The sequence below is a fragment of the Mesorhizobium sp. B2-4-19 genome, assembly GCF_006441315.1.
Classification (GTDB): Bacteria; Pseudomonadota; Alphaproteobacteria; order Rhizobiales; family Rhizobiaceae; genus Mesorhizobium.
Window position 1 is genome coordinate 55446 of the sequence record NZ_VFUV01000019.1, and the last position, 20403, is coordinate 75848.

At 63.2% G+C, this 20403-nt stretch carries 25 protein-coding genes; 15 read left to right on the forward strand and 10 right to left on the reverse strand.

The annotated features are described in order from the left end of the window. Positions 1 to 66: 66 nt before the first annotated feature. Together FJ546_RS25630 and FJ546_RS25635 are read right to left on the reverse strand one after the other, a co-directional pair. A complete protein-coding gene (locus FJ546_RS25630; RefSeq protein ID WP_140891861.1) occupies positions 67 to 1347 on the reverse strand; it encodes a cytochrome-c peroxidase in 1281 nt (426 codons plus the stop codon). 67 nt (positions 1348 to 1414) lie between these two features. Continuing rightward, positions 1415 to 1897, reverse strand: coding sequence for an Lrp/AsnC family transcriptional regulator (locus FJ546_RS25635; protein ID WP_140891862.1), 483 nt, complete (start codon positions 1895 to 1897; stop codon positions 1415 to 1417). 108 nt (positions 1898 to 2005) lie between these two features. Between FJ546_RS25635 and FJ546_RS25640 the strand changes: the two genes are divergently transcribed. Next, positions 2006 to 2539: an alpha/beta hydrolase gene (locus tag FJ546_RS25640; protein ID WP_140891863.1), complete on the forward strand. Its 534-nt coding sequence runs from the start codon at positions 2006 to 2008 to the stop codon at positions 2537 to 2539. Between the two features lie 6 nt (positions 2540 to 2545). Here the strand turns inward: FJ546_RS25640 and FJ546_RS25645 are convergent, their stop codons facing one another. Continuing rightward, positions 2546 to 3142 (reverse strand): DUF922 domain-containing protein, encoded by a 597-nt coding sequence (locus FJ546_RS25645; protein ID WP_140891947.1) that lies wholly within the window; start codon positions 3140 to 3142, stop codon positions 2546 to 2548. 103 nt (positions 3143 to 3245) lie between these two features. On the opposite strand from FJ546_RS25645, the gene FJ546_RS25650 reads away from it, so the two are divergent. The 4 genes from FJ546_RS25650 to FJ546_RS25665 all read left to right on the forward strand — a co-directional run bounded on the left by FJ546_RS25650 (position 3246) and on the right by FJ546_RS25665 (position 6176). Continuing rightward, the gene (locus tag FJ546_RS25650; protein WP_246686961.1) at positions 3246 to 3743 is read left to right on the forward strand and encodes a hypothetical protein; all 498 of its coding nucleotides are present in this window, start codon (positions 3246 to 3248) and stop codon (positions 3741 to 3743) included. A 109-nt stretch (positions 3744 to 3852) separates the two neighbouring features. Next, positions 3853 to 4185: a hypothetical protein gene (locus tag FJ546_RS25655; RefSeq protein ID WP_246686962.1), complete on the forward strand. Its 333-nt coding sequence runs from the start codon at positions 3853 to 3855 to the stop codon at positions 4183 to 4185. Positions 4186 to 4373: 188 nt separating this feature from the next. Then, positions 4374 to 4826 carry a GNAT family N-acetyltransferase gene (locus FJ546_RS25660; RefSeq protein ID WP_140891864.1) on the forward strand — a complete coding sequence of 151 codons (453 nt, stop codon included), beginning with the start codon at positions 4374 to 4376 and terminating at the stop codon, positions 4824 to 4826. A gap of 162 nt (positions 4827 to 4988) precedes the next feature. Further along, on the forward strand, positions 4989 to 6176 hold the full coding sequence (locus FJ546_RS25665) for a PLP-dependent aminotransferase family protein (RefSeq protein ID WP_246686971.1): 1188 nt from the start codon (positions 4989 to 4991) through the stop codon (positions 6174 to 6176). Between the two features lie 22 nt (positions 6177 to 6198). Here the strand turns inward: FJ546_RS25665 and FJ546_RS25670 are convergent, their stop codons facing one another. Further along, positions 6199 to 6453: a hypothetical protein gene (locus FJ546_RS25670; RefSeq protein ID WP_246686963.1), complete on the reverse strand. Its 255-nt coding sequence runs from the start codon at positions 6451 to 6453 to the stop codon at positions 6199 to 6201. 336 nt (positions 6454 to 6789) lie between these two features. Between FJ546_RS25670 and FJ546_RS25675 the strand changes: the two genes are divergently transcribed. From FJ546_RS25675 to FJ546_RS25705, 7 genes are all read left to right on the forward strand, one after another. Beyond that, positions 6790 to 7218, forward strand: a complete 429-nt coding sequence (locus tag FJ546_RS25675; RefSeq protein ID WP_140891867.1) for a VOC family protein — start codon at positions 6790 to 6792, stop codon at positions 7216 to 7218. 211 nt (positions 7219 to 7429) lie between these two features. Then, positions 7430 to 7945, forward strand: coding sequence for a hypothetical protein (locus FJ546_RS25680; RefSeq protein ID WP_140891868.1), 516 nt, complete (start codon positions 7430 to 7432; stop codon positions 7943 to 7945). Positions 7946 to 8068: 123 nt separating this feature from the next. Next, positions 8069 to 8686 carry a C39 family peptidase gene (locus FJ546_RS25685; RefSeq protein WP_140891869.1) on the forward strand — a complete coding sequence of 206 codons (618 nt, stop codon included), beginning with the start codon at positions 8069 to 8071 and terminating at the stop codon, positions 8684 to 8686. Between the two features lie 29 nt (positions 8687 to 8715). Further along, positions 8716 to 9789, forward strand: a complete 1074-nt coding sequence (locus FJ546_RS25690) for a D-alanine--D-alanine ligase family protein (protein WP_140891870.1) — start codon at positions 8716 to 8718, stop codon at positions 9787 to 9789. Between the two features lie 205 nt (positions 9790 to 9994). Then, positions 9995 to 11983 (forward strand): AI-2E family transporter, encoded by a 1989-nt coding sequence (locus FJ546_RS25695; protein ID WP_181168086.1) that lies wholly within the window; start codon positions 9995 to 9997, stop codon positions 11981 to 11983. Between the two features lie 117 nt (positions 11984 to 12100). Continuing rightward, the gene (locus FJ546_RS25700) at positions 12101 to 12997 is read left to right on the forward strand and encodes an aminoglycoside phosphotransferase family protein (RefSeq protein ID WP_181168087.1); all 897 of its coding nucleotides are present in this window, start codon (positions 12101 to 12103) and stop codon (positions 12995 to 12997) included. A 109-nt stretch (positions 12998 to 13106) separates the two neighbouring features. After that, entirely contained in the window at positions 13107 to 13337 is a 231-nt protein-coding gene (locus FJ546_RS25705) for a hypothetical protein (protein ID WP_140891872.1), read from the forward strand. Between the two features lie 125 nt (positions 13338 to 13462). Here FJ546_RS25705 and FJ546_RS25710 read toward each other — a convergent pair whose 3' ends face one another. Then, the gene (locus tag FJ546_RS25710) at positions 13463 to 14146 is read right to left on the reverse strand and encodes a DUF1236 domain-containing protein (RefSeq protein ID WP_140891873.1); all 684 of its coding nucleotides are present in this window, start codon (positions 14144 to 14146) and stop codon (positions 13463 to 13465) included. Positions 14147 to 14358: 212 nt separating this feature from the next. Here FJ546_RS25710 and FJ546_RS25715 point away from each other — a divergent pair, with 212 nt between their 5' ends. Next, the gene (locus tag FJ546_RS25715; RefSeq protein WP_140891874.1) at positions 14359 to 14658 is read left to right on the forward strand and encodes a DUF1236 domain-containing protein; all 300 of its coding nucleotides are present in this window, start codon (positions 14359 to 14361) and stop codon (positions 14656 to 14658) included. Positions 14659 to 14899: 241 nt separating this feature from the next. Here the strand turns inward: FJ546_RS25715 and FJ546_RS25720 are convergent, their stop codons facing one another. Next, positions 14900 to 15904 carry an aldo/keto reductase gene (locus FJ546_RS25720; RefSeq protein ID WP_140891875.1) on the reverse strand — a complete coding sequence of 335 codons (1005 nt, stop codon included), beginning with the start codon at positions 15902 to 15904 and terminating at the stop codon, positions 14900 to 14902. A gap of 163 nt (positions 15905 to 16067) precedes the next feature. Beyond that, positions 16068 to 16373: a hypothetical protein gene (locus tag FJ546_RS25725; protein WP_140891876.1), complete on the reverse strand. Its 306-nt coding sequence runs from the start codon at positions 16371 to 16373 to the stop codon at positions 16068 to 16070. 272 nt (positions 16374 to 16645) lie between these two features. Between FJ546_RS25725 and FJ546_RS25730 the strand changes: the two genes are divergently transcribed. Continuing rightward, positions 16646 to 16885 carry a hypothetical protein gene (locus FJ546_RS25730; RefSeq protein ID WP_140891877.1) on the forward strand — a complete coding sequence of 80 codons (240 nt, stop codon included), beginning with the start codon at positions 16646 to 16648 and terminating at the stop codon, positions 16883 to 16885. 76 nt (positions 16886 to 16961) lie between these two features. Continuing rightward, the gene (locus FJ546_RS25735; protein ID WP_181168088.1) at positions 16962 to 18083 is read left to right on the forward strand and encodes a PAS domain S-box protein; all 1122 of its coding nucleotides are present in this window, start codon (positions 16962 to 16964) and stop codon (positions 18081 to 18083) included. A 189-nt stretch (positions 18084 to 18272) separates the two neighbouring features. Here FJ546_RS25735 and FJ546_RS25740 read toward each other — a convergent pair whose 3' ends face one another. The 3 genes from FJ546_RS25740 to FJ546_RS25750 all read right to left on the reverse strand — a co-directional run bounded on the left by FJ546_RS25740 (position 18273) and on the right by FJ546_RS25750 (position 20401). After that, on the reverse strand, positions 18273 to 18506 hold the full coding sequence (locus FJ546_RS25740) for a DUF378 domain-containing protein (protein ID WP_140891878.1): 234 nt from the start codon (positions 18504 to 18506) through the stop codon (positions 18273 to 18275). A gap of 116 nt (positions 18507 to 18622) precedes the next feature. Further along, positions 18623 to 18868, reverse strand: a complete 246-nt coding sequence (locus tag FJ546_RS25745; protein WP_140891879.1) for a DUF982 domain-containing protein — start codon at positions 18866 to 18868, stop codon at positions 18623 to 18625. Between the two features lie 1131 nt (positions 18869 to 19999). Next, positions 20000 to 20401 carry a type II toxin-antitoxin system HicB family antitoxin gene (locus FJ546_RS25750; RefSeq protein ID WP_140891880.1) on the reverse strand — a complete coding sequence of 134 codons (402 nt, stop codon included), beginning with the start codon at positions 20399 to 20401 and terminating at the stop codon, positions 20000 to 20002. Between the last annotated feature and the right edge of the window lie 2 nt (positions 20402 to 20403).

The following is a 20403-nucleotide window of genomic DNA, read 5'->3' on the forward strand; positions in this document are numbered from 1 at the left end:
GCGCATCCAATCCGGCAAGATCGAGGCACCATCCACCGGCGAACAGGCCAAACCGGGCAAGGCGGTTCAGTTCGCTGGCGCCGCCTGCTGGTCGGCGTCGGTGAGCGTGCCCATGAAGGCGACGATGTCGTCGATCTCGGCATCCGTCAGCGCCGGTCTGTCGCCGGGCTTTTTGCCGTCGAAGGGCGGATCCTGATTCAAGTTTGGCCAGTAAGCCTTTGGCAGATCGTCATATTTTCTGATCGTGCCGTCGGCATTCCTAGGGTACCAATGGCCGGGATCGGTGTCACGGCTGGCGTAGAAGGCGACCGCGTCGCGCAGCGTGTGCAAGGCGCCATTGTGGAAGAAACTCTTGCGCAGCGCGACGTTGCGCAGCGTCGGCGTCCTGAACAGGCCGCAATATTCGGTCCGCGCCTTGAAGTCGTTGCGCAGCGGGCCGCACAGGCCAAGATCGGCATAGGCGGGGTCGGCATTGGCGGGAAGCGCCGCATTGCGCGGCACGGCGATGGCGATCAGGCCGAAGTCGGTGAATTGCGGCGGCTCGCCGTCATTGGCCGGTTCGCTGAGGTGGCAGCTGGCGCAATTGCCCTTGGTCTCGTCCTCGAACAGCGCGCGGCCGCGCAGTTCCTGAGCCGTCAATTGCGCCTTGCCGGCGAGGAAGGCGTCGTAGCGGCTGGAATAGGGATAGAAGTCGGCAGCGCCCTGCTCGAACGTGCCGAGCGCCTCGGCGGCGGCGTCGAAGGCATCGCTCGCGTGGTCGAACACGTCGTCGCCGAAGGCCGCCTTGAAGTCGCCGGCATAGGCGGTCTTGCGCAAGGCGGCGGCGACGGCGGCCTCATCCTTGTTGGCCATCTCGAAGGGCGAGAGCAGGGGGATTTTCGCCTGTTCCTTGCCGTGGTCGGCGCGGCCGTCCCAGGTCAGGCCGCCGGTCGGGCCATTGTCGACGCTTTCGTCGCCCTCGTCCTCGGAATCGTAGAAATGCTCGGTGAAGGCAGGCGCCGCCTGGAGATAGCGCAGCGACGGCACGGCGCGCACGCCCGGCCGGTCGAGGTTTGGACCCCCCATCTCGACGGGTGCCGCCGACGCTGGACCGAAGGCGTGGCGCGGGTCATGACAGGACGAGCAGGCCTGCCTGCCGGAGGCGGAGAGAGCGGGGTCGAAGAACATTTTGCGGCCAAGCGCGGTCAGCGCCTCGGCTCTGGCGAAGGCATCGGCGCGCGATAGCGGGCCAGGGTGCACGCTGCCTGGTCCGGCGCGGACAAGGCTTGCCGGCAAAGCGATGGCAAGGCCGAACAACGATGCGGCCGCGGCAGCGATCATCAGGCGTTTGCCTCGTCCTGTGGTCATGAATTCCAGGTCCATTTCGCTCAGCAGTTAGGTTCGCACTGCAACGGATTGATCACTTGTTCAGCCCTCACGAAACCGTGTTCGCGCGGATCAGCTCGCGGCCGATCGGCTTCGGCGTCTCGCTGCGCAGCACCAGCGCCGTGGTGACCGCGCCATGGCGCGCGACGGCGTCGACGATGGTTTCAAGGTGGGCGGGCGAGGGGACGACCACTTTCAGGATGAAGCAGTCCTCGCCTGTCAGCCGGTGCACCTCGGTAATCTCGGGCATTTCGGCGAACTGCTTCAGACAGGGGCGGATCTGTTCATGCGTGGTGCGCACACGGATGATGGCCATCATGCCGAGGCCAAGCGCGGCCGGATCGATCACCGCGGTGTAGCCGGCAATGACGCCGCGCTCCTCCAGCCGTTTCACGCGCTCGGAGGTTGCCGGCTGCGACAGGCCGACCCGGCGGCCGAGCTCCGATATGCCGATGCGGCCGTTCTCCTGCATGGCCTCGATAATGGCGATGTCGGTCGGGTCGAGCGGCGCGCGCTCATCGCTGGTCTTCATGGTCACCTTGAATCCATCGGCGAGGAAATGACTTTTCCGATGGTTTCCCATTCCCGATGCCAGCGCAAGCCGCCACCATGCAGCCGTAATCGATAGGAGCAAGGCGACATGACGTATTTCATCATCCTGCCGGGCAGCGGCGGTTCCGGCCCGGCGCATTGGCAATCGCGCTGGGAAGACGCCAATCCGGCGATGGGGCGCTTCCGGCCCTCAAGCTGGGACCTGCCCGATTTCACCGACTGGCTGGCGGCGCTGGAGGCTGGCGTGATCGCGGCGCCCGAGCCGCCTGTATTGGTTGCGCACAGCCTGTCCTGCTTGCTTATCGCGCACTGGCAGAAGATTTCGCAAAGGCCCGTCAAGGCCGCCTTGCTGGTCGGCGTTCCCGATCCGGCGTCGGCGGTCTTTCCCGGATATGGCATGGCCTTCGCCCGGATTCCGCAGGGCAAGCTGCGCTTTGCCTCGCTGGTGGTGACCAGCACCAACGACCCCTATGGCTCGCAGGAGTATGCCGAGGCGCGGGCGACGCAATGGGGCAGCCGCCTGGCCGTGATCGGCCCGTTCGGCCACATCAATGCCGAAAGCGGCCTGAGCGACTGGCCGGAAGGTCTCAAACTTCTCGACGGTCTGGTTTGCGAGGCTTGAAGGCGCTCAGCCGCCATTCACCAAGGCAAGGATAAGCCTCTGCAGATTGCCACCCGGGCCGAGTTCGACACGGTCGAAATCGCGGCTTGCCTGGCGCTGCGCCTGCGAGAGCGCGGACAGGCGCTTGGTCATCTCGGTCCGGATCTTGCTGCATTTTGGGTCGTCGGCAACTGTCAGGCCGACGGTCGCCGCCTCGATCTTGCGCACCATGTCGACAATGGTGGCGCCATGCACCTTCTCATGGGCGCTGACGCCGGCGAGGAAAACCTCCCAGTTCTTCTGGATGGCAGGCGGCAGCGGCGCGGAGGGACTGGGCAAGGTGTAGGTGATGACCAGCTTCGGCTTGGCCGACACCAGCACGCAGGCTCCGGCCCGCGCCTGATAGTCCCTGGTCCAGGTCAGCTTGAAATTGGTGTGGGCGATGGCGCGGGCGACGCCGACATTCGGCCCGTTCTCGCCGATCGAGCGATAGAGGTCCGGCCCGGACTGGCCCGAAATGGCGTAGGTCTCGACCTTCTCGAGCGGCTTCCACTGTGCATGGGCGGTGACAGGCAAGGCCACCAGGGCGGCCAGCAGAAGACACAGACGAACTCTCGACACAATGCTCTCCAAGGCTGGACCGAACGGCCGTGCTGGACCGGGCAATGCCACCGGCTCGCTTTTCCTATATGCTGCCGGCGGATGCCGCAATTGTCAGGGGGAACTCATGAGAGCTGGATATCTCGTCGTCGCCGGTGCAGTGGCTGTGCTGCAGGCCGCGCAGCCGGCTTTTGCCGGGTCGTGCAGCGGCTGGAGCGCGAAGATGGAGGAGGACGAGGGCGGCAGCGTGCTGACCGCCTCGGTCTGCGGCGGACCAAAAGGCGACGCGCATCTGATGCTGGCCTGTTTCGACAAACCGGTGCTGAGCTACGATCTCGGTGCCAGCGGCCAGCAGTTGGAGCCCGACCTCAGCGGCGCGTTCGATTTCAAGGCCGACGGCAAGACGGTGACCAGGACGCTGCAGCTGGAGGCCATGTACAATTACTTCGTGGTGGACCTGGAGAAAGCCGATCCGCTGCTCGATCTGTTGCGATCGAAGGGCGATGTGTCGGTCAGTTCGGCCAAGTATGGTTCGACCAGTTTTCCGGGAAAGGGTTCGAAGGGGGCCATAGGCAAAGTGCTGGCGCAGTGCGGGAAGGCCAAGCCCGCCGTTGATGCGGATTGATGACCAACGCCTTCGCCATCCCTAGGGCGACGCAAGGAGCGAAGCGACGCGGCGCAGACCCCCGGATGACGAAGGAAGGGGATGGATTGTTGATGAGCCGGAGGAAAAGATGAAGGCGCTGGCCGACGTCGTCGACCGCTCCTATCCCGGCCGCAGCGAAACCTTGCGGCCGATCTTGGCGCAGGAAGCCAAGGCGACGATGGTGATCGGCATGCGCATCGAGGAAGCATCGGCCAAGGTGCGCGCCAAGGGCATCGGCGACGACGAGGAGGACTATGGCCATCCGGTGTGGGGCCGGCGTCATCCCGGTGCGGACGGTGATCGGCGCGGCCGAGCCATGCACGAGACTGCTGCCCGGCATAGAGCGGCCGGGGAATCTGGCTGGATATGCCGAAGGGGAAAGGCTGGACCGGCCACTGATGAAGACGCAAAGGGTGTATGAGAGCGAAGGTAACTAGCGCTTCTTCCTTCTCCCCTTGTGAGAGAAGGTGGCCTCGCGAAGCGAGTTCGGGGTGCTCCTGGAAACACCAACGCCTCACTCCGCTGGAACACCCCGATCCACCTTCCCCCACAAGGGGGCAAGGAAGAAGCCGTCTTGCCGCCGCCACCCCGCCACGCTATCCCGGCGCCATGATCACCTTCCGCAAGGCGCAAGCCTCCGACCTGCCGGCAATCGTCGCCATGCTGGCCGACGATCCTCTGGGCGCCGCCCGCGAGGATGCTTCCTTGCCGCTGGCACAAGGCTATCTCAATGCCTTCAACGCCATCGATGCCGATCCCAACCAGCTGCTTGCGGTGGCCGTGGACGGAGCCGAGGTGATCGGCACGTTGCAGGTCACCTTTCTTGCCGGGCTGTCGCGCAAGGGCGCCTGGCGCGGGCAGATCGAGGCAGTTCGCGTCGCCGGCCATCGGCGCTCGGGCGGCATCGGCCGGCTGATGGTCGAATGGGCGATCGATCAATGCCGGTCGCGCGCCTGCGGCCTCGTGCAACTGACCACCGACAAGGGGCGGGCGGATGCGCACCGCTTCTATGAAAACCTCGGCTTCACCGGCAGCCATATTGGCTACAAGAAGAGCCTTTAGGCGCATCCGTTCCGCCCCTGACTGGCGTATAGCGGAAGGCTTTCAGGCACTATTCAAATTGCCTGACAAAGCGGATATAGGTCAGCTACATTGACCTATATGAAAATCGTCGGGGAGGCGTTCTTGACCCTTTTGAACCTGTTGGCTTCGCGCTCGTCGCGCATGAAGGCCTCCGAAATCCGTGAGCTGCTGAAGCTGCTCGACCAGCCTGATATCATCTCCTTCGCCGGCGGCATTCCCGATCCGGCGCTGTTTCCGGCCGAGGCGATCCGCGATGCCTATGCCGAGGTGCTGGGCGGTGCGGAGGCTGGATCTGCACTGCAATACCAGGTGTCGGAAGGTTATCTGCCGTTGCGGCGCTGGATCGCCGGGCAGATGGGCAAGCTCGGCGTCGCCTGCGACGAGGCCAACATCTTCATCACCTCCGGCTCGCAGCAGGCGCTGGACTATCTGGGCAAGCTGTTCCTGTCGCCGGGCGACACCGCGCTGGTGACATGGCCGACCTATCTCGGCGCGCTGCAGGCGTTCAACGCCTATGAGCCGCGCTATGACCGGCTGCGACCGGAAGGCGGCAACATGACGCCGGACGCCTATCGCGCGGCGGCGGCCGCGCCCAGCACTTTTTCAAGAGGGGGCGGCAAGGTCAAGTTCGCCTACCTGGTGCCCGACTTCGCCAACCCGACCGGCAACACGCTGGACAGGAAGCAGCGCGAAGCGGTGCTCGATCTTGCCGGCGAACTCGACATCGCCGTCATCGAGGACGCCGCCTACCGGGCGCTGCGCTATGACGGCGAGGGCGTGCCGCCGATCCTGGCGCTCGATTGCGCGCGCTGCGGCTCTATCGACAAGGCGCGCACGCTCTATTGCGGCTCGTTCTCGAAAATCCTGTCGCCGGGCATGCGCGTCGGCTGGGTCTGCGCGCCGCGCCATGTGGTGGAAAAACTGGTGCTGATGAAGCAGGCTTCCGATCTGCACAGCCCGTCGATCAACCAGCTGGTCATGCACCGTGTCGCCGAATCCGTGTTCGACGGCCAGGTCGACAAACTCATCGGCGCCTATCGCGAGCGCCGCGACGGCCTGCTCGGTGCGCTCGAAGCCAACATGCCGGAGGGCGTGACCTGGAGCCGCCCGGAAGGCGGCATGTTCGTCTGGGTGACGCTGCCGGAAGGCGCCGATGCCACCGAGCTTCTGGCGCGGTCGGTGAAGGAGGCGCGCGTCGCCTTCGTGCCCGGCAACGCTTTTTACGCCGATGGCACCGGGCGCAACACGCTGCGGCTGTCCTTCACGCTGGCCGACCGCCGCGCCGTGACCGAGGGCATTCCACGGCTGGCGGCGCTGCTGAAGCGGTAGGCCGGTCGCGGAAGCGGCATTTCTACGCCGTCACGGTGACCAGATGCCTGAGTATCGCAAGCCTGGTGCGCGCCAGTTTGCGGAGTGGTTTTTCAAAATCTTCCTCGCCGGTCTCGACGACGAAGACCAATGTCACGAAGTCGAGCATGAACTCGTCCATTGCCGTGGCGACCGCCTGCGATTTGCCCTTGAAGCGTCGCAGCAAGGTATTTGCCTCCTCGACGTCGCCGGCCCCGGCGCTGTCGATAAGCGCCTCCAGTTTCTGAAAACAATCCAATCGTGATTCCTCCCGCCGCGCCACGAAACTGCGGTTTGATCGGAAAGTTCCCGTCAGGAGAATTTTTCTCCCGAAAAGAGATCGGCGTGGAACCTCCTCGGCCGACAGCTGTTCCTAGGCGTCTGATCCCCCGCAGACATCCGAAGCCTTTTCAACGAGGCTTTCCAAAGCCCGCCGGTTTCCCCCTCTCCGGCGGGCTTTTCATTTGCAAAGGACCTAGGTGCGGGATTTTCGGCGACGGCGCCGGAAGGCAGCGCCTGTCAGTAGCCTGCGCCCGCCCGCATTGACGGCGCCCCAAGCGAATTTAGATTTGGACCGTTGCGAGGAGGAATTTTCGTGGAAACCCAGGAACTGCATCGCGGCCGGCTCATCGACCACATCCAGCTGGTGGTAAGGGATCTCGCCGCCAGCAGGTGTTTCTACGAGGCGGTCTTGCAGGTGCTCGGCGTGCCGATCGGCGGGACTGGCAAGGATTATTTCTGGTCCGACGAGCTGTTCATCTCCAGCGCCGACAGCCGGGCAGCACTGGGAAAACTCACCGGCCGACACCATCTGGCTTTCCAGGCCAGGGACCACGCGATGGTCGATGCCTTCTACAAGGCCGGGCTGGCGGCCGGCGGCACGGACAATGGCGCGCCGGGCGAGCGGCCCTATCATCCCGGCTATTACGCCGCCTTCCTGCTTGACCCCGACGGCAACAACATCGAGGCCGTCCATCACGGTGCGCATACGCGCAGCGTCGCTTCGGTGAAGATCACCTTCTAGGGACTTCCATCAAACGCAGCCGCAGCCGCCGGTCGGCGGCATTTTTGCGCGCGCCCTGGCCCAACGCGGATTGACGGCGTCCCTGTCGTTGCCAGATCGATGGCCCCAATGTTAACCGTGCAAAGGCGGCGGGAATCGGCGTCCAGGCAAGGTGTGCCATAAATTCCCGCCGGACCGAGACATCCTTTCCCATCGTGGAGAAATATATTTCATGCAGAAATCGACCAGGGCAATCCGCGCTGCCACGCTTTTACTTGCGGGCGGAGCCATCTTGCCGACAAGCATATTTCCAGTTTCTTATATTTCATCGGCGCAGGCTCAGGAGGAATATCTTCCGACCAAGAAGGACTTTGTCGGCAAATGGAAGCTCAGCGGCTCAGCCATCCGCCCGCCGCGCGACATGAAGGATGCGCCGACGCCCGAACAGGAAGCGGCGGCCGCCGAGTTTCAGCAGACGGTGACCGCCTTCTACGGCGCGTTCGACTATCTGGAGATCACGGCGGACGGCCGCTACAATTTCCATCAGCCGGGTGACCCGGCGTCGGGCGCCTGCGTCTGGTGCGGAACCTGGTCCTTCAGCAAAAGCTCGCTGTGGCTCAAGCTGGACACGGCGCCCAGGCTCGACATCTACGCCAAGGACGGCGATATCCAGATGACCTACACCGCCGAGCCCGACGAGAAATCGAAATACGCCTGGCTGGTCTTCGGCTGGACGAAGGCCGAGTAGGCGGGGCGGCGCTGCGCGCCGGAGCGTTGCCCGTCAGGGTTTTCGTTGTATGGAGGCCCAAGCGGCTTTCCAACGATCTCGTATCCTCGTATACGAGATCGTACCAACTATCCGAGAATCCGTATGAACCCGTTGCCTGAAGCCGTGCCGTTTTTCAGCCAGTGGGAAACGCCTGACATGACGCTGGCCGTGCTCGCCGATGGCGCCGAAGTGGCGCTGCGGCGCGATCCGCTATGGCAAGGGTCGGGCGCGGAGACACCAGACGAATACGCGGTCTGGGCCGCCAACATCTGCGGCATGGCGTGCCTGAAAATGATCCTGGCGACGCGCGGCGAGATCGTGCCGACGATCGAACTGGCCAGACGCTGCACCGTGTATGGCGGCTATGTCGTCAACGAAGGCTCGATCAAGGGCCTGATCTACGCACCCTTCGTCACCTTCATGCAGGCGGAATTCGGGCTGGAGGCGCAGGTGATGACCAATGTCGCGACGTCGGACATTCCGGCGATCCTCAGGCAGTCACGCTTCTTCATCGCCTCGGTCAGCAGTTCGATCCGCTGGCCCGAGCGCGAGCCGCCGTCGAAGGGCGGCCATCTGGTGCTGGTCACCGCGGCGTCGCAGGACGGTTTTCGCTTTCATAACCCATCCGGCCATACCGGCGCCACACAGGCCAACGCAGTGTTGGCGCCAGCCGATTTCGACCGTTTCTTTGCCAATCGCGGCATTGCCGTCACCATTTGATTTCGAGGGATTTCGATGAAGGCTTTTCAATGAAGGATAGGATCAGGGTCGCCATCCTCTATGGCGGGCGCTCGGCCGAGCATGACGTGTCGCGGCTCTCGGCCGCCAATGTGCTGAAGGCGATCGACCGGACGCGCTACGAGGTGGTGCCGATCGCCATTTCCAGGGACGGCAGGTGGCGGCTGCAGCCTTCGTCCGAGGCTGGCGCCGACGGGGCAGGGGCTCCGGTGTCGGAGGACGGCGTGGAGGTCGCGCTGCTGCCCGGCGGCAAGGGCCGGCTTGTGGCTCTCACCAAGAATGGCGAACAGCCTGACCCCGTCGATGTCGTCTTTCCCGTGCTGCACGGGCCGTTCGGCGAGGACGGTTCGGTGCAAGGCTATGCCGAGGTTGCCGATGTCGCCTATGTCGGCTGCGGCATCCTGGCTTCCGCAGCCGCCATGGACAAGGATGTCGCCAAGCGGCTGCTGCGCGAGGCGGGGCTTGCCGTTGCCCGCTCGGTCACTGTGCTGAGAGGCGATGTCGGTTCGTTCCAGGAGACTGCCGGGGCGCTTGGGCTGCCTTTCTTCGCCAAGCCGGCGCGCCAGGGCTCGTCCTTCGGGGTGAGCAAGGTGCATGACAGGGAAGGCTTCGAGCAGGCGGTCGAAACCGCTTTGCGCTATGACAGCAAGGCGCTGATCGAGGAGTTCGTCGACGGCCGCGAGATCGAGTGCTCGGTGCTGGAGCGGGCCGACGGCTCGCTGACGGTTTCGCTGCCGGGCGAGATCATTCCCGCCGGCAAGCATGGCTTCTACACCTATGAGGCCAAATATCTCGATGCCGACGGCGCGCTGGTCAAGGTGCCCGCCGATGTCCCGGCGGATGTCGTTGCCAGGACGAGCGAGATGGCCGCGCGGGCTTTCCGGGCGCTCGGTTGCGAGGCCATGGCGCGCGTCGACTTCTTCCTGCGCGCCGACGGTTCGCTGCTGGTCAACGAGGTCAACACGCTGCCGGGCTTCACCGACATCTCGATGTACGCCAAGGCGCTTGCCGCGGCCGGCATCGGCTACAGCAAGGTGATCGACGTGCTGATCGAGCACGCTCTGGCAAGGCATGCGGCGCGCTGATCGGCCCAGCGCAGCGTCACGCCAGGCTTGCCGTCCGCCCTGGAGCGTGAATCCCGACAAGCGGACAAATCCTTCTCTCCATTGCCTCGGGCCGCAGGGAACATACTGACCCGCCCGGAATTGAAGGGTAACCAGCGGTCTGCCGGCAAATGTTGCACGCCGGCTCAATATGACAGACCATGGCGCTGGCAGGGGGAGACAGCAAGTGGCGGCCAATCGTCGAAACGGGACGGCGTCCGAGGCGCATGGGCTGGACGATGTTCTTTCGGCCGCCGCGCCTCGTCCGCGAACCGCATTGCCCAATGTGGCGACCACCGTGACGACGGTGGCGGCGCTGTATTTCGGCCGCGAGGTGTTCCTGCCGATCGCGATCGCGCTGCTTTTGACCTTCGCGCTGGCGCCTTTGGTTTCGGCGCTCAAACGGATCGGCATTCCCCGGATCGCCGCCGTCATCGCCAGTGTGCTCGGCGCCTTCGCGGCCCTTGCCCTGTTCAGCTTCGTCGTCGCCACGCAGGTCGGCGAGCTGGCGCAGAACATTCCGGTCTACCAGACCAACATCCTAGCCAAGATCCGCTCGCTCAAGGAAACCGGCGTCGGGGGCGGGATCATCGCCAGGTTGAGCAGCGTGGTCGAGCGTGTCGGCCAGGAGATCGACCGGCAGGACGCCACGCTGCCGGCCGCCACGCCCGACAAGCCGCCGCGCGAACCGGTGCCGGTCGAGATCGTTGCGCGTGAAAGGCCGCTCGAGGTCCTGCAGAACATCGTCGGTCCGCTGATCAGCCCGCTGGGATCGGCCGGACTGGTCATCGTCGTCGTCATCTTCATGCTGCTCGAGCGGGAGGATTTGCGCGATCGCTTCATCCGGCTTGTCGGCTATGGCGACCTTCACCGCACCACCGAGGCGCTTCAGGATGCAGCCAAGCGCGTGGGTCGCTACCTGCTCATGCAATTGGTGGTCAACATCCTCTATGCCATACCGATTACGATCGGGCTGTGGGTCCTTGGCATTCCCAATGCGCTGTTGTGGGGGCTGCTGGCGCTGGCGCTGCGGTTCGTTCCCTATATCGGTCCGGCCATCGGCATGCTTTTGCCGCTGTTCCTGGCGCTGGCCGTGGCACCCGGCTGGTCGCTCGTGTTGTGGACGGCGGCCCTGTTCGTGGTGATGGAACTGGTCACCGGCAATGTCGTCGAGCCCTGGCTGTACGGCTCGCGGACCGGGCTGTCATCGCTGGCGATCATCGTTGCCGCCATCTTCTGGACGTGGCTGTGGGGGCCGCTCGGGCTCGTCCTGTCGACGCCGCTCACCGTCTGCCTCGTGGTGCTGGGCAGGCATGTGCCGCAGTTTGAATTCCTCGACGTGCTGTTCGGCAACGAGCCGGTACTGGAACCGCATGCGCGGCTCTACCAGCGGCTCCTGGCTGGCGACCCGGACGAAGCCACCGATCACGCGGAGGAAATGCTCGAGGAAAAATATCTGGTCGAATTCTACGACAAGGTGGCCATCCCGGCTCTTTTGCTGGGCGAGCGCGACCGTGTGCGTGGCGTCATGGGCGACCTGCAAAGGCGGCAGGTGGCGGCCAGCGCGCTCGCGCTGGTGGCCAATCTCGAAGATGATGCCAAGGAGGAAGCGGCCGAGGACGAAAGCCGGCATGTGGCCGGGGAAGGGGGCGAGCGCGGCGATGTCGCCAACGAGGATGAGGTCGAGCTGCCCGACGGCAGTGGTCTATCGGTGCTTTGCGCCGGTGGGCGCGGCGAGCTCGACGATGCCGCCGCGGCGATGCTGGCGCAGGTGCTGGAGGTCCAGGGAGCGACCGCGTCGAAGGCTGACTTCGTCGACATGGAACCCGCCGGCATCCGCCATCTCGAGCTCGAGACCATCGGCACCGTGGTGGTCGGCTTCCTCAACCGCGATTCCGTCAAGCACGCCCGCTTCCTGGTCCGGCGGCTGAAGCGCGCGAAGGCGGCACTGCGGGTGGGCATCGTGTTCTGGTCGGAAACCGGCAACGGGGACAAGGAAGCGGCGGCCAAGCTCGCCCAGGATATCAACGCGGATTTCGTCGCCCACGGCATGGTCGACGCCGTGACAGGCGCGCTGTCGAACGAGCCGCCGGTGGCGCTGAAGCTCGTCGCCAAACGGCGCATGCGCCGGCCGCGCGCTGCGCCAAGGAAAGTGCCGTCCGCGGCGGCGGGCTAGGGGCGGAAGCCGATCGCTGCGAGCTGGTTCGACCTACCGGTAAAGGCGCTTATACTGGCTTTGCGCCTCATCCCGGTCGACGGCGCCAGCGGATCATGCCCGGCAGGACGAAAACTCATGATGCATGACGATCAGGTGGATATCGACATCGATATCGCCCGCCAGATGATCGTCGATCAGTTTCCCCAATATCGTCATGCGGACATCACCTCGGTCGGATCGTCGGGAACCGTCAACGCCATCTTCCGCATTGGCTCGAAGAGCGCTGCGCGCTTCCCGCCGCGGGCGATGAACCCGGCCGAATGCGCCGATATGCTTCGGTCGGAGGCCGCTGCCATGGTCGAGATCGGCGAACATTGCCTGTTTGCGACGCCGCAACCGATTGGCCTCGGCGAGCCCGGTCCTCGATATCCAATGCCATGGGCATTGCAAACGTGGATCGAAGGCGAGGTCGCCACGCCGCACGGGCTAAGTGGATCGACGATGTTCGCGCTTGACCTTGCACGCCTCGTGGCATCGTTACGCCAGGCGGACACACGGAGCCGGCGCTTCGACGGACAAGGACGTGGCGGACATCTCCCCGATCATGACGATTGGATGGCTGTTTGCTTTGAAAACAGCGAAGGCCTGCTTGATGTGGCCAGACTGCGCGATTTGTGGGCTCGGTTGCGGGAGATGCCCGCCGCCGGTCCTGTCGTGATGAGCCACAAGGACCTTATCCCGGCAAACCTTCTCGTGCAGGGCGAGCGTCTTGTCGGCGTGCTTGATGGCGGCAGTTTCGGGCCGGCCGATCCGTCGCTGGATCTGGTGGTCGCGTGGCATCTTCTCGACCGCGAGCGAAGGGCGACCTTTCGGAGCGGCCTTCAGGTCGAGGAGCTCCTATGGAAGCGCGGTGCTGCCTGGGCGTTCCAGCAGGCCATGGGTCTCGTCTGGTATTACCGTGGCACCAACCCCGCCATGAGCGCGCTGGGGCGCAGCACGCTCGCTCGCACTCTCGACGATCCTGACATCTGATCTCTGGTAGCCGACGGCGAGCTAGAGCTAACTCGGGTCTGTCGGAACATTACGCTCCGCCAACGCGTTTCATGATCCTGCAAGGGACGATTTCTATTGGAGGCTGAACATGCGCAGCTTCGAACTGGTCGATCTGCTTTACGTGGTCGAGGCCTGCAAGCACGATCGCGTGGTTGGAAATTTTGTCTCGATGGCTGAAGGTGTGGAAGAGTTGCGGGTGCTGACCGGCGATTTCGTGTCACCGGACGATGTGGTGGCGAACGCCCTTTCCAAGGTAGCGCTTGCACGAGGCTGCTCGGTTTTGTTCGACGAACAGGCAGGCGCTGAAATCCAGCTTTGACGCCCGGACTGCTCAATCCCCTGCCTTGTCCAGCACATGGCAGCCTCCACAATTGATTCAACGGCAGATTTCATGGACACGCCCGCCACCTGGATGTGGCGGGCGTTTCAGGGCGTTGGCCCAAGTCAGGTCAGGATAAGGACGATCTTCAACGTGTCTGGATCGACTATGACGATCCGACCGTCGGCCAATACGAAATACTCGTAGCTTTCATAGGCCGGAACAATCTTGACGATGCGCGCCGGCAGACGATGCAGCCGGATCTTGTGCCGTGGAACTTCGACGCCGACCGAAATGTCGAAATCGACATTGGACACCGGCTCGACCCGGGTCTCCTTGATGACCTGGGTGATCTGGGTCTTCTGTTCGACCGTCACATTGCTGATAGAAGCGGTCGAACCCTGATCAGTCTGTGTCGGGGCCTTGCCCTGAGCCTGTTGATCGGTGGTCGCATTTGCCTTGCCCTGGGCCTGCTGGTCCGTCTGGACCTTGGCCTTGCCCTGGGCCTGCTGATCGGTGGTCGTATTTGCCTTGCCTTGGGCCTGGTCGGTCTCGACCTTGGCCTTGCCCTGAGCCTGCTCGTCGGTCTTGAGCTTCGGCTTGCCTTGAGCCTGCTGGTCCGTCTGGGCCTTGGCCTTGCCTTGGGCCTGCTCGCCCATCTTCATCTTCGAGCCTTTTTGACAGTCGGCCGCGCCGGCCGCGCAATTGGCGTCACCGCCCGACTGGGTTTCGGCCGGCTGTGTCTGAGCAACCGCGGCACCGCATCCGATGCCGAGCGCGAGCATGCTGGTGATCAAGATATGCTTCATGGGAGGTCTCCTCGAAAGCATCAGTCCCTTCGCGGGGTAAACCTCGACGAAAAAATTTCGTTCCAGGCGAATTGGCAAAAGCGACAGGCGGAAATTTGAAGGAACAACCCACTTCCGATGGCGTTACGGCGGGAGCCCGAGTTGTGGCTGCGAACCCGCGCAAAGTGCTTGCACGAACCCGCGCAAGGGCTTGCAAATGAAAGGAGACAATCATGAGGATGCATCTTACCGCTGCCGCGGCAGGACTTTTGCTGCTCGCCGGCTTTGGCGCTGCCGCCGCTCAGGATGTGGTCATCCAGCCCGAGCAGGAAACGGTGATCAAGGAGTATGTGCACAAGCAGCCGCTGGCTTCCGTCAAGCTTCCGGGGGTCGAACTCAATGTCGGCACAGCTCTACCCGATACCGTCGAACTCCATGAAGTTCCCAACGTCAAATACCGCTACGTCGTGGTCGATAATCAAACTGTCGTGGTTGATCCTGACACACGCAAGATCGTCAAGATCATTCAGTGATCCAAGCCCATCCAGGCCCGCCGCTTCCCAGTGGCGGGCCTTGCCGCTCCGATCTTCGAAGGCTGACGGGGGCCGACGGTTTGCGACAGCAGAATGTCTGTCTGGCCATTCCTCGCGGGCAGCTGCCATCAGGCTGGGAGCCTTTGGGCCATCACCAAGAGACTTCAGCGGCAGACTGCCGGGAGCGTGCGGAAAAGCATCCGCTTCCGCATTCCGGTTGCGATGAACGCGCTGGAGCGAGCTACCGATCGACCATCGCCATGCCGCGCTCGCCATAGCGCGGACCGGCGATTTTTCCCGGCGCCAGCGCCTCGTCCAGCGCCGCCATTTCGGCGACGTCGAGCTTCAGCGAGGCGGCGGCGATGTTCTCCTCCAGGTATTTTCTGCGCTTGGTGCCGGGGATCGGCACGATATCGACAGCGAAATCGTCGCCTTTGCCGAGCAGCCAGGCCAGCGCGATCTGTCCTGGCTTGACGCGCCGGGCGGCCGCGATGTCGCGCACCGTGCCGGCCGCCTCGACATTGGCGTCGTAATTCTGCCCCTGGTAGCGCGGATCGTTGCGGCGGTAGTCGCCTTCCGGATAATCCTCGGCGCGCTTGACATCGCCGGTGAGGAAGCCGCGGCCGAGCGGCGAGAAGGGCACCAGGCCAATGTCGAGTTCCTTGAGCAGCGGGATGATCTCGGGCTCCAGATTGCGTTCCCATAGCGAATATTCGCTCTGCAGCGCCGAGACGGGAAAGACGGCATGCGCCCGGCGGATGTTGGCGCTACCTGCCTCCGACAGGCCGAGAAAGCGTACCTTGCCCTCTGCCACAAGCTCGCCGACCGCGCCGGCGACATCCTCCATCGGCACATCAGGGTCGACGCGGTGCTGGTAGAGCAGGTCGATATGGTCGGTGGCGAGCCGGACGAGCGAGGCTTCCACAACCTCGCGGATATGCTCGGGCCGGCTGTCGACGCCGCTGAGCTGCTTGCCGTTTTCGATGCGGAAGCCGAATTTGGTGGCGATCGTCACCTGGTCGCGCTTGCCCTTCAGCGCCCGGCCGAGCAGTGCCTCGTTGGTGTGCGGGCCATAGACCTCGGCGGTATCCAGGAAGGTGCAGCCAAGTTCGATGGCGCGGTGCAGCGTGGCGATGGACTCGGCCTCGTCGGCCGGGCCGTAGGACTGGCTCATGCCCATGCAGCCGAGGCCGATGGCCGAGACCTTCAATCCCTGGCTGCCGAGTTTTCGTGTCGCGAGGGTCATGGCTGCGCTGCTCCGGTTGGGGGTTGCAGCACCATATAGAGCGCGCGCTCAATTCCCATAGGTGTCCAGCGCTGTCTCAATCGACTGTGATCAAGGGTGCCGGCCAGGCCCAGGCCGGAGCCATGCGTCAGGCCGGACCGGAGGGCGCGGCACCAGGGCGACATCACTGGATCGAGGCCGGCTGCGAAAGAATGAGGGGGCTGATCGCCGGTTCACCACCCTCGACAATCCCGTTTCCAGACAGCGCCAACCCGCTGCTCATGGTGTCGAATTCGATTGCCGCGCCAAGCAGCTGGGCAGCCCGCAGAACCAGATATTCAATGTCCTCGAGGGCGACATTCTCGGCCAGGTTCATGATCCTGACCCGCTCGGCCGTCCCCGTGATGTTGACGATGCCGGCCGTCTTGAATGCCCTCTCGACCACTGAATTGACGTCATCGCGCAAGCGCATGGAGTAATCGTACCGCATCGAAACCTCCCAAAGGGAACGGTGTTCTGTTCAGGTTGAAGCATGCGCCCGGGGTGTCGGCCTGGCAAGCAAAATTTTAGGAATATCAAATAAAATCAGTTAGTTAGGATAATTACCGGAATGTGTATCAGGCGTTCGATGGCCATCATGAGTTTGATGTGCGGAGGGCTCATTGGCTGGTCTTGACGCATCACGAGCGCTACCCTAATTATAAGCTGAATGAGCTAGATACTAACTTACCGTATTTTTAGTCCTGAGCGAGGAGCGCGCACATGACTGAACTGGAACGTCCCGAACGGCTGCAGATCATGCTCACCACGGACGAATTGGCGGCGCTGGAAAACTGGCGCTTTGAAAGGCGCATGCCGAGCCGCTCGGCAGCGGTCCGGGAGCTGCTGCGGCGCGGTCTTTCCTCGGACGGGTTCCTGACGGCCGAGCAGGGGGTCAAGTCGCAGGAGTTCGGCGTGCTGCCCAACGGCGACGGCAAGACGAGCGATCGGCCTTCGGAGTGAAGCCGGCTTCATCCGTGGCGCGCCGCATGCGAATTGCGCCCTGGGAGATTGTCTTGATCCGCATGCACACTACCTCATGCCAATGAGCGAAATCGTGGCGGCGACGGCGGACATCGCAACAAACAAACAAAAACAGGACGCGACCGCCGACGCACGCCTCGCGGCCATCGTCGATTCCTCTTTCGATGCCATCATCAGCAAGGATTTGAACAGCATCATCACGAGCTGGAACCTGGCGGCCGAACGCATGTTCGGCTACACCGCCGAGGAGGCCATCGGCCAGTCGATCCTCATGCTCATCCCCGATCACCTCAAGAGCGAGGAGACCGAGATCATCAGCAGGGTTCGCAGTGGCCAACGCATGGCGAGTTATGAGACGACGCGGAGGCGCAAGGACGGCGCGCTTATCTCCGTCTCGCTGACGGTTTCGCCGATCAGGAACGCCAATGGCGAGATCGTCGGCGCCTCCAAGATCGCTCGCGACATTTCCGCCGCAAAGGAGAGCGAGCGCCGGATCAGGCTGCTGATGCGGGAGGTCAACCATCGCGTCAAGAACCAGTTCGCAGTCATCCTGTCGATGGTCAGGGAGACGAGCAAGCGCTCGAGCGACCCGCAGGAGTTCGAGGAACTGATCCGCGCCCGCATCATGGCGCTGTCGCGTTCGCATGATCTGCTCGTCACCTCGGAGTGGGCCGGCGCCAGCATGTTCGACCTGATCCAGGAACATCTGAAGCCCTTCGGCCGCGAGGAGCAGATCCTGCTTTCCGGCCCCGTCCTGACGCTGCAGTCGAATGCGGTGCAGAATCTCGGTATGGCTTTCCACGAGCTTGGCACCAATTCCGCCAAATATGGCGCGCTGGGCAGCGAAGACGGCAAGGTCGAGATCAGCTGGACAATCGGCTCAAGCACGCAAGGCTCCGGCCCCCAGGACTGGGTCGGTGCATCGGGCGGACGCGACTTCCAGCTGCTCTGGACCGAGACGTCCACGCCCCGTCCGGAGCGCGAGGAGAGCGCGCGCAAGGGGTTCGGCACCGTTGTCCTGCAGCGGGTGGCGCCGCAGTCGCTGGGCGGTTCGGCTCAACTGGAGCGCTCGCCCGGCCGTCTCAGCTGGCGGCTCAGTGCACCGTTGGCATCGATCATCGTGCCGCAAGCCGGCGTCGAAGCCGACGGCGGCGCAGCGCTGGGGTTCGGCATCTGAACGTCCCGTATGCCCCGTAACAAGAGATTGGCGTCATCTCTCGTCAGGCAACGGCAGGATTTTGACCGCCATTGCAATCGCAGCACTGTTCAAGACCAGCGATAATCAGGCGATGCGCCTGGACACCGCCCGCCAAAGGGCATCGTTGCCAACCGGGACGGCAGGTTTTCCGCCGCCCCGGCTTGCCGGTCACCGGTGATGCGGGAGATGCCTTTCAGCATCGACTTCCCCAACGGTGAAGCTCTGGAAGCCCGGCATGAGCTGCCATATGGCTGCAAGGCCGATGATCACATAGGCCAGGCGGGCCAGCATGGCGCCTCCAAGGACCATGCCGATTACGTCATAGCCGGTCACACCCATGGACAGCCAGTTGAGACCGCCAAGGATGATGAGGGCGAGGGTGACGAGGTTCATGATGCGCATAAACGCCTCCTGATGTTGCCTGACAAAAAGACGTCCGCTAAAAAAAACGCTTGCGGTTTCAGACGGTTCCGTCGATCACGAAATTGTGAATGAGGGTTGTGATCCGTGAATACGGCCTACTCGACCAGTATATGCGCCTCTCGCGCGGCTTCGACCAAAGCCTCCCTGGCGACATCGGGAGACACGTCGCCGCTTGTCGCTCGACGGCAGGCGCGCAGCGCGGACTGATGTTTCACGCTGCCGGCGTCGCGCCAATGTGTCGTCAACAACTCTATGGCCTGCTGTGTATTGGACAAGTGGCGGGTGGCGCCGGCCACACCGACCGAAACCACCACGGGCTTGGAGAACCACGCAGGTTGCATTGGAACCTCGACAAGGTTGCTGGCGAAAAACGCGCATGTCGGCGCAAAGTTTCACCGGTTCCAATCACTGTCGTGTGAGGCTGGGCGTGGCGGCACCTTCGAATGTTGGCTCGGGGACGGAGCGCAAGTCGTGAAGGTTCCGCGGGCTCCCCCGATCCGCGACGTTGGCTGGAAAATGGCGTCGGTGGCGCCCCGGAAAGCACGCGTGGTAACTGTTGATTCAACCATTGCTGGTATTCTGTGTGGTGTGGTAGCGGCTCCGGCAGTGCAACAGGGGCCGGTTTGCCGGAGCCGCCTGCGCGGTCCGGTTGGGGTTTGACCGCGCTGTTCCAAAATAGGACAGCGCGGTCAACGATTCGTTAAAATCCAAAATTGCTAATTAAGTTTGCGCTAATTGACTGGCGATTTTGCCGCGACGGGAAACCGGCATTCCGTCGAAGGTGAATCACGGGCTGATGGAACATTAGTCATTTCTAATTGTTTGTGTTTGTCGGCAGGGCGGGGGCGTCCCCTGCCGAAGATCGGGTTTCCGATCGGCCCGCGCGCCTCTGGCCGAGAGCGCGGGCTTTCACTCCAAAGGCGGCCCGGTACACCTCTGGTTGGGGTAAACAGCGCACCGGGCCTAACCGGCCTGGGGCGGCTGCCGGCTGGCCATATATGCGGCACGGCCAATGCAACTGAAGCATTCAAATGAAGGAGATGTATATCGCGATTGGATAAAGTGACGGAACGTCCAATGGACGATACCGGAACCAAAGCGGTTACATCAGACCTTTGCGTGGGGGCCATGGGACCTTAGTCCCTCATGGGAAGTCCACCACGGGAACGACCCGCAGCGGGCTTTCGCAGTGGCTACATCCCGAAGGAATCGACCACTTGTGATTGCACTGTGATCCAAATGGCCGCGTTGGCATATGGTGTGATCGCGGAAGGCAGGCTTGGGGGAGCGGATGCTTCCCAGGTTGTTTCCGGTTTCGGACAGAACCATTTCCAAGGCGGTTTTCACCAATTTCGGCGAAAACCGAAAAACGCGGCGCGCTCTAGATTTGCGTTGCCCCGCCGCCGCCGGCGATCGTCGCCATCTTGCCGAAGCGCTAGAGGCGTCGCTGCGGGAAAGCGTCTCGCGATCCTTTAGGCCGCCTCAAGCTCCATGGCCCTTTGAGCTGCCTTCGCGATAAAGCCGGATCGGGTATAGCCGTGCGCCTCAGCAAAGGCATCAATCCGGCTCAGAACATCTTCAGGGAGCGTGATGTTCACTCGGATAGCTTTTTTGGCCTCGGTCTTCATCGCTACCAAGATTGCAACGCCGTCTCGATTGGTGGCGTCGGCCATGACATCTTCCAGGCTGGAAGGTTCTGGAATCGCCTCGCCATCTTCCGCAAGCCCTTCGATGTGGAAGGCAAGCGCCTCCTCCGCCATGGCGCGAGCGTCGTCTAGATCGGTGCCGGCGGTGATAACGCCGGGAAAATCGGGAAAGGACACGCCGAAGTCGCTGTCGGCGTCCTTATGGATCAGTCCGATATACTGCTTCATGT

Bases quoted from the DNA above. Each gene is read 5' to 3' on its own strand.
- FJ546_RS25745 (WP_140891879.1), bottom strand. From the start codon at position 18,868: ATGCAACCTGCGTGGTTCTCCAAGCCCGTGGTGGTTTCGGTCGGTGTG.
- FJ546_RS25655 (WP_246686962.1), top strand. From the start codon at position 3,853: ATGAAGGCGCTGGCCGACGTCGTCGACCGCTCCTATCCCGGCCGCAGC.
- FJ546_RS25705 (WP_140891872.1), top strand. From the start codon at position 13,107: ATGCGCAGCTTCGAACTGGTCGATCTGCTTTACGTGGTCGAGGCCTGC.
- FJ546_RS25665 (WP_246686971.1), top strand. From the start codon at position 4,989: ATGAAGGCCTCCGAAATCCGTGAGCTGCTGAAGCTGCTCGACCAGCCT.
- FJ546_RS25730 (WP_140891877.1), top strand. From the start codon at position 16,646: ATGACTGAACTGGAACGTCCCGAACGGCTGCAGATCATGCTCACCACG.
- FJ546_RS25725 (WP_140891876.1), bottom strand. From the start codon at position 16,373: ATGCGGTACGATTACTCCATGCGCTTGCGCGATGACGTCAATTCAGTG.
- FJ546_RS25630 (WP_140891861.1), bottom strand. From the start codon at position 1,347: ATGACCACAGGACGAGGCAAACGCCTGATGATCGCTGCCGCGGCCGCA.
- FJ546_RS25715 (WP_140891874.1), top strand. From the start codon at position 14,359: ATGAGGATGCATCTTACCGCTGCCGCGGCAGGACTTTTGCTGCTCGCC.
- FJ546_RS25650 (WP_246686961.1), top strand. From the start codon at position 3,246: ATGAGAGCTGGATATCTCGTCGTCGCCGGTGCAGTGGCTGTGCTGCAG.
- FJ546_RS25680 (WP_140891868.1), top strand. From the start codon at position 7,430: ATGCAGAAATCGACCAGGGCAATCCGCGCTGCCACGCTTTTACTTGCG.
- FJ546_RS25690 (WP_140891870.1), top strand. From the start codon at position 8,716: ATGAAGGATAGGATCAGGGTCGCCATCCTCTATGGCGGGCGCTCGGCC.
- FJ546_RS25750 (WP_140891880.1), bottom strand. From the start codon at position 20,401: ATGAAGCAGTATATCGGACTGATCCATAAGGACGCCGACAGCGACTTC.
- FJ546_RS25685 (WP_140891869.1), top strand. From the start codon at position 8,069: ATGAACCCGTTGCCTGAAGCCGTGCCGTTTTTCAGCCAGTGGGAAACG.
- FJ546_RS25720 (WP_140891875.1), bottom strand. From the start codon at position 15,904: ATGACCCTCGCGACACGAAAACTCGGCAGCCAGGGATTGAAGGTCTCG.
- FJ546_RS25735 (WP_181168088.1), top strand. From the start codon at position 16,962: ATGCCAATGAGCGAAATCGTGGCGGCGACGGCGGACATCGCAACAAAC.
- FJ546_RS25635 (WP_140891862.1), bottom strand. From the start codon at position 1,897: ATGAAGACCAGCGATGAGCGCGCGCCGCTCGACCCGACCGACATCGCC.
- FJ546_RS25640 (WP_140891863.1), top strand. From the start codon at position 2,006: ATGACGTATTTCATCATCCTGCCGGGCAGCGGCGGTTCCGGCCCGGCG.
- FJ546_RS25710 (WP_140891873.1), bottom strand. From the start codon at position 14,146: ATGAAGCATATCTTGATCACCAGCATGCTCGCGCTCGGCATCGGATGC.
- FJ546_RS25700 (WP_181168087.1), top strand. From the start codon at position 12,101: ATGATGCATGACGATCAGGTGGATATCGACATCGATATCGCCCGCCAG.
- FJ546_RS25740 (WP_140891878.1), bottom strand. From the start codon at position 18,506: ATGCGCATCATGAACCTCGTCACCCTCGCCCTCATCATCCTTGGCGGT.
- FJ546_RS25660 (WP_140891864.1), top strand. From the start codon at position 4,374: ATGATCACCTTCCGCAAGGCGCAAGCCTCCGACCTGCCGGCAATCGTC.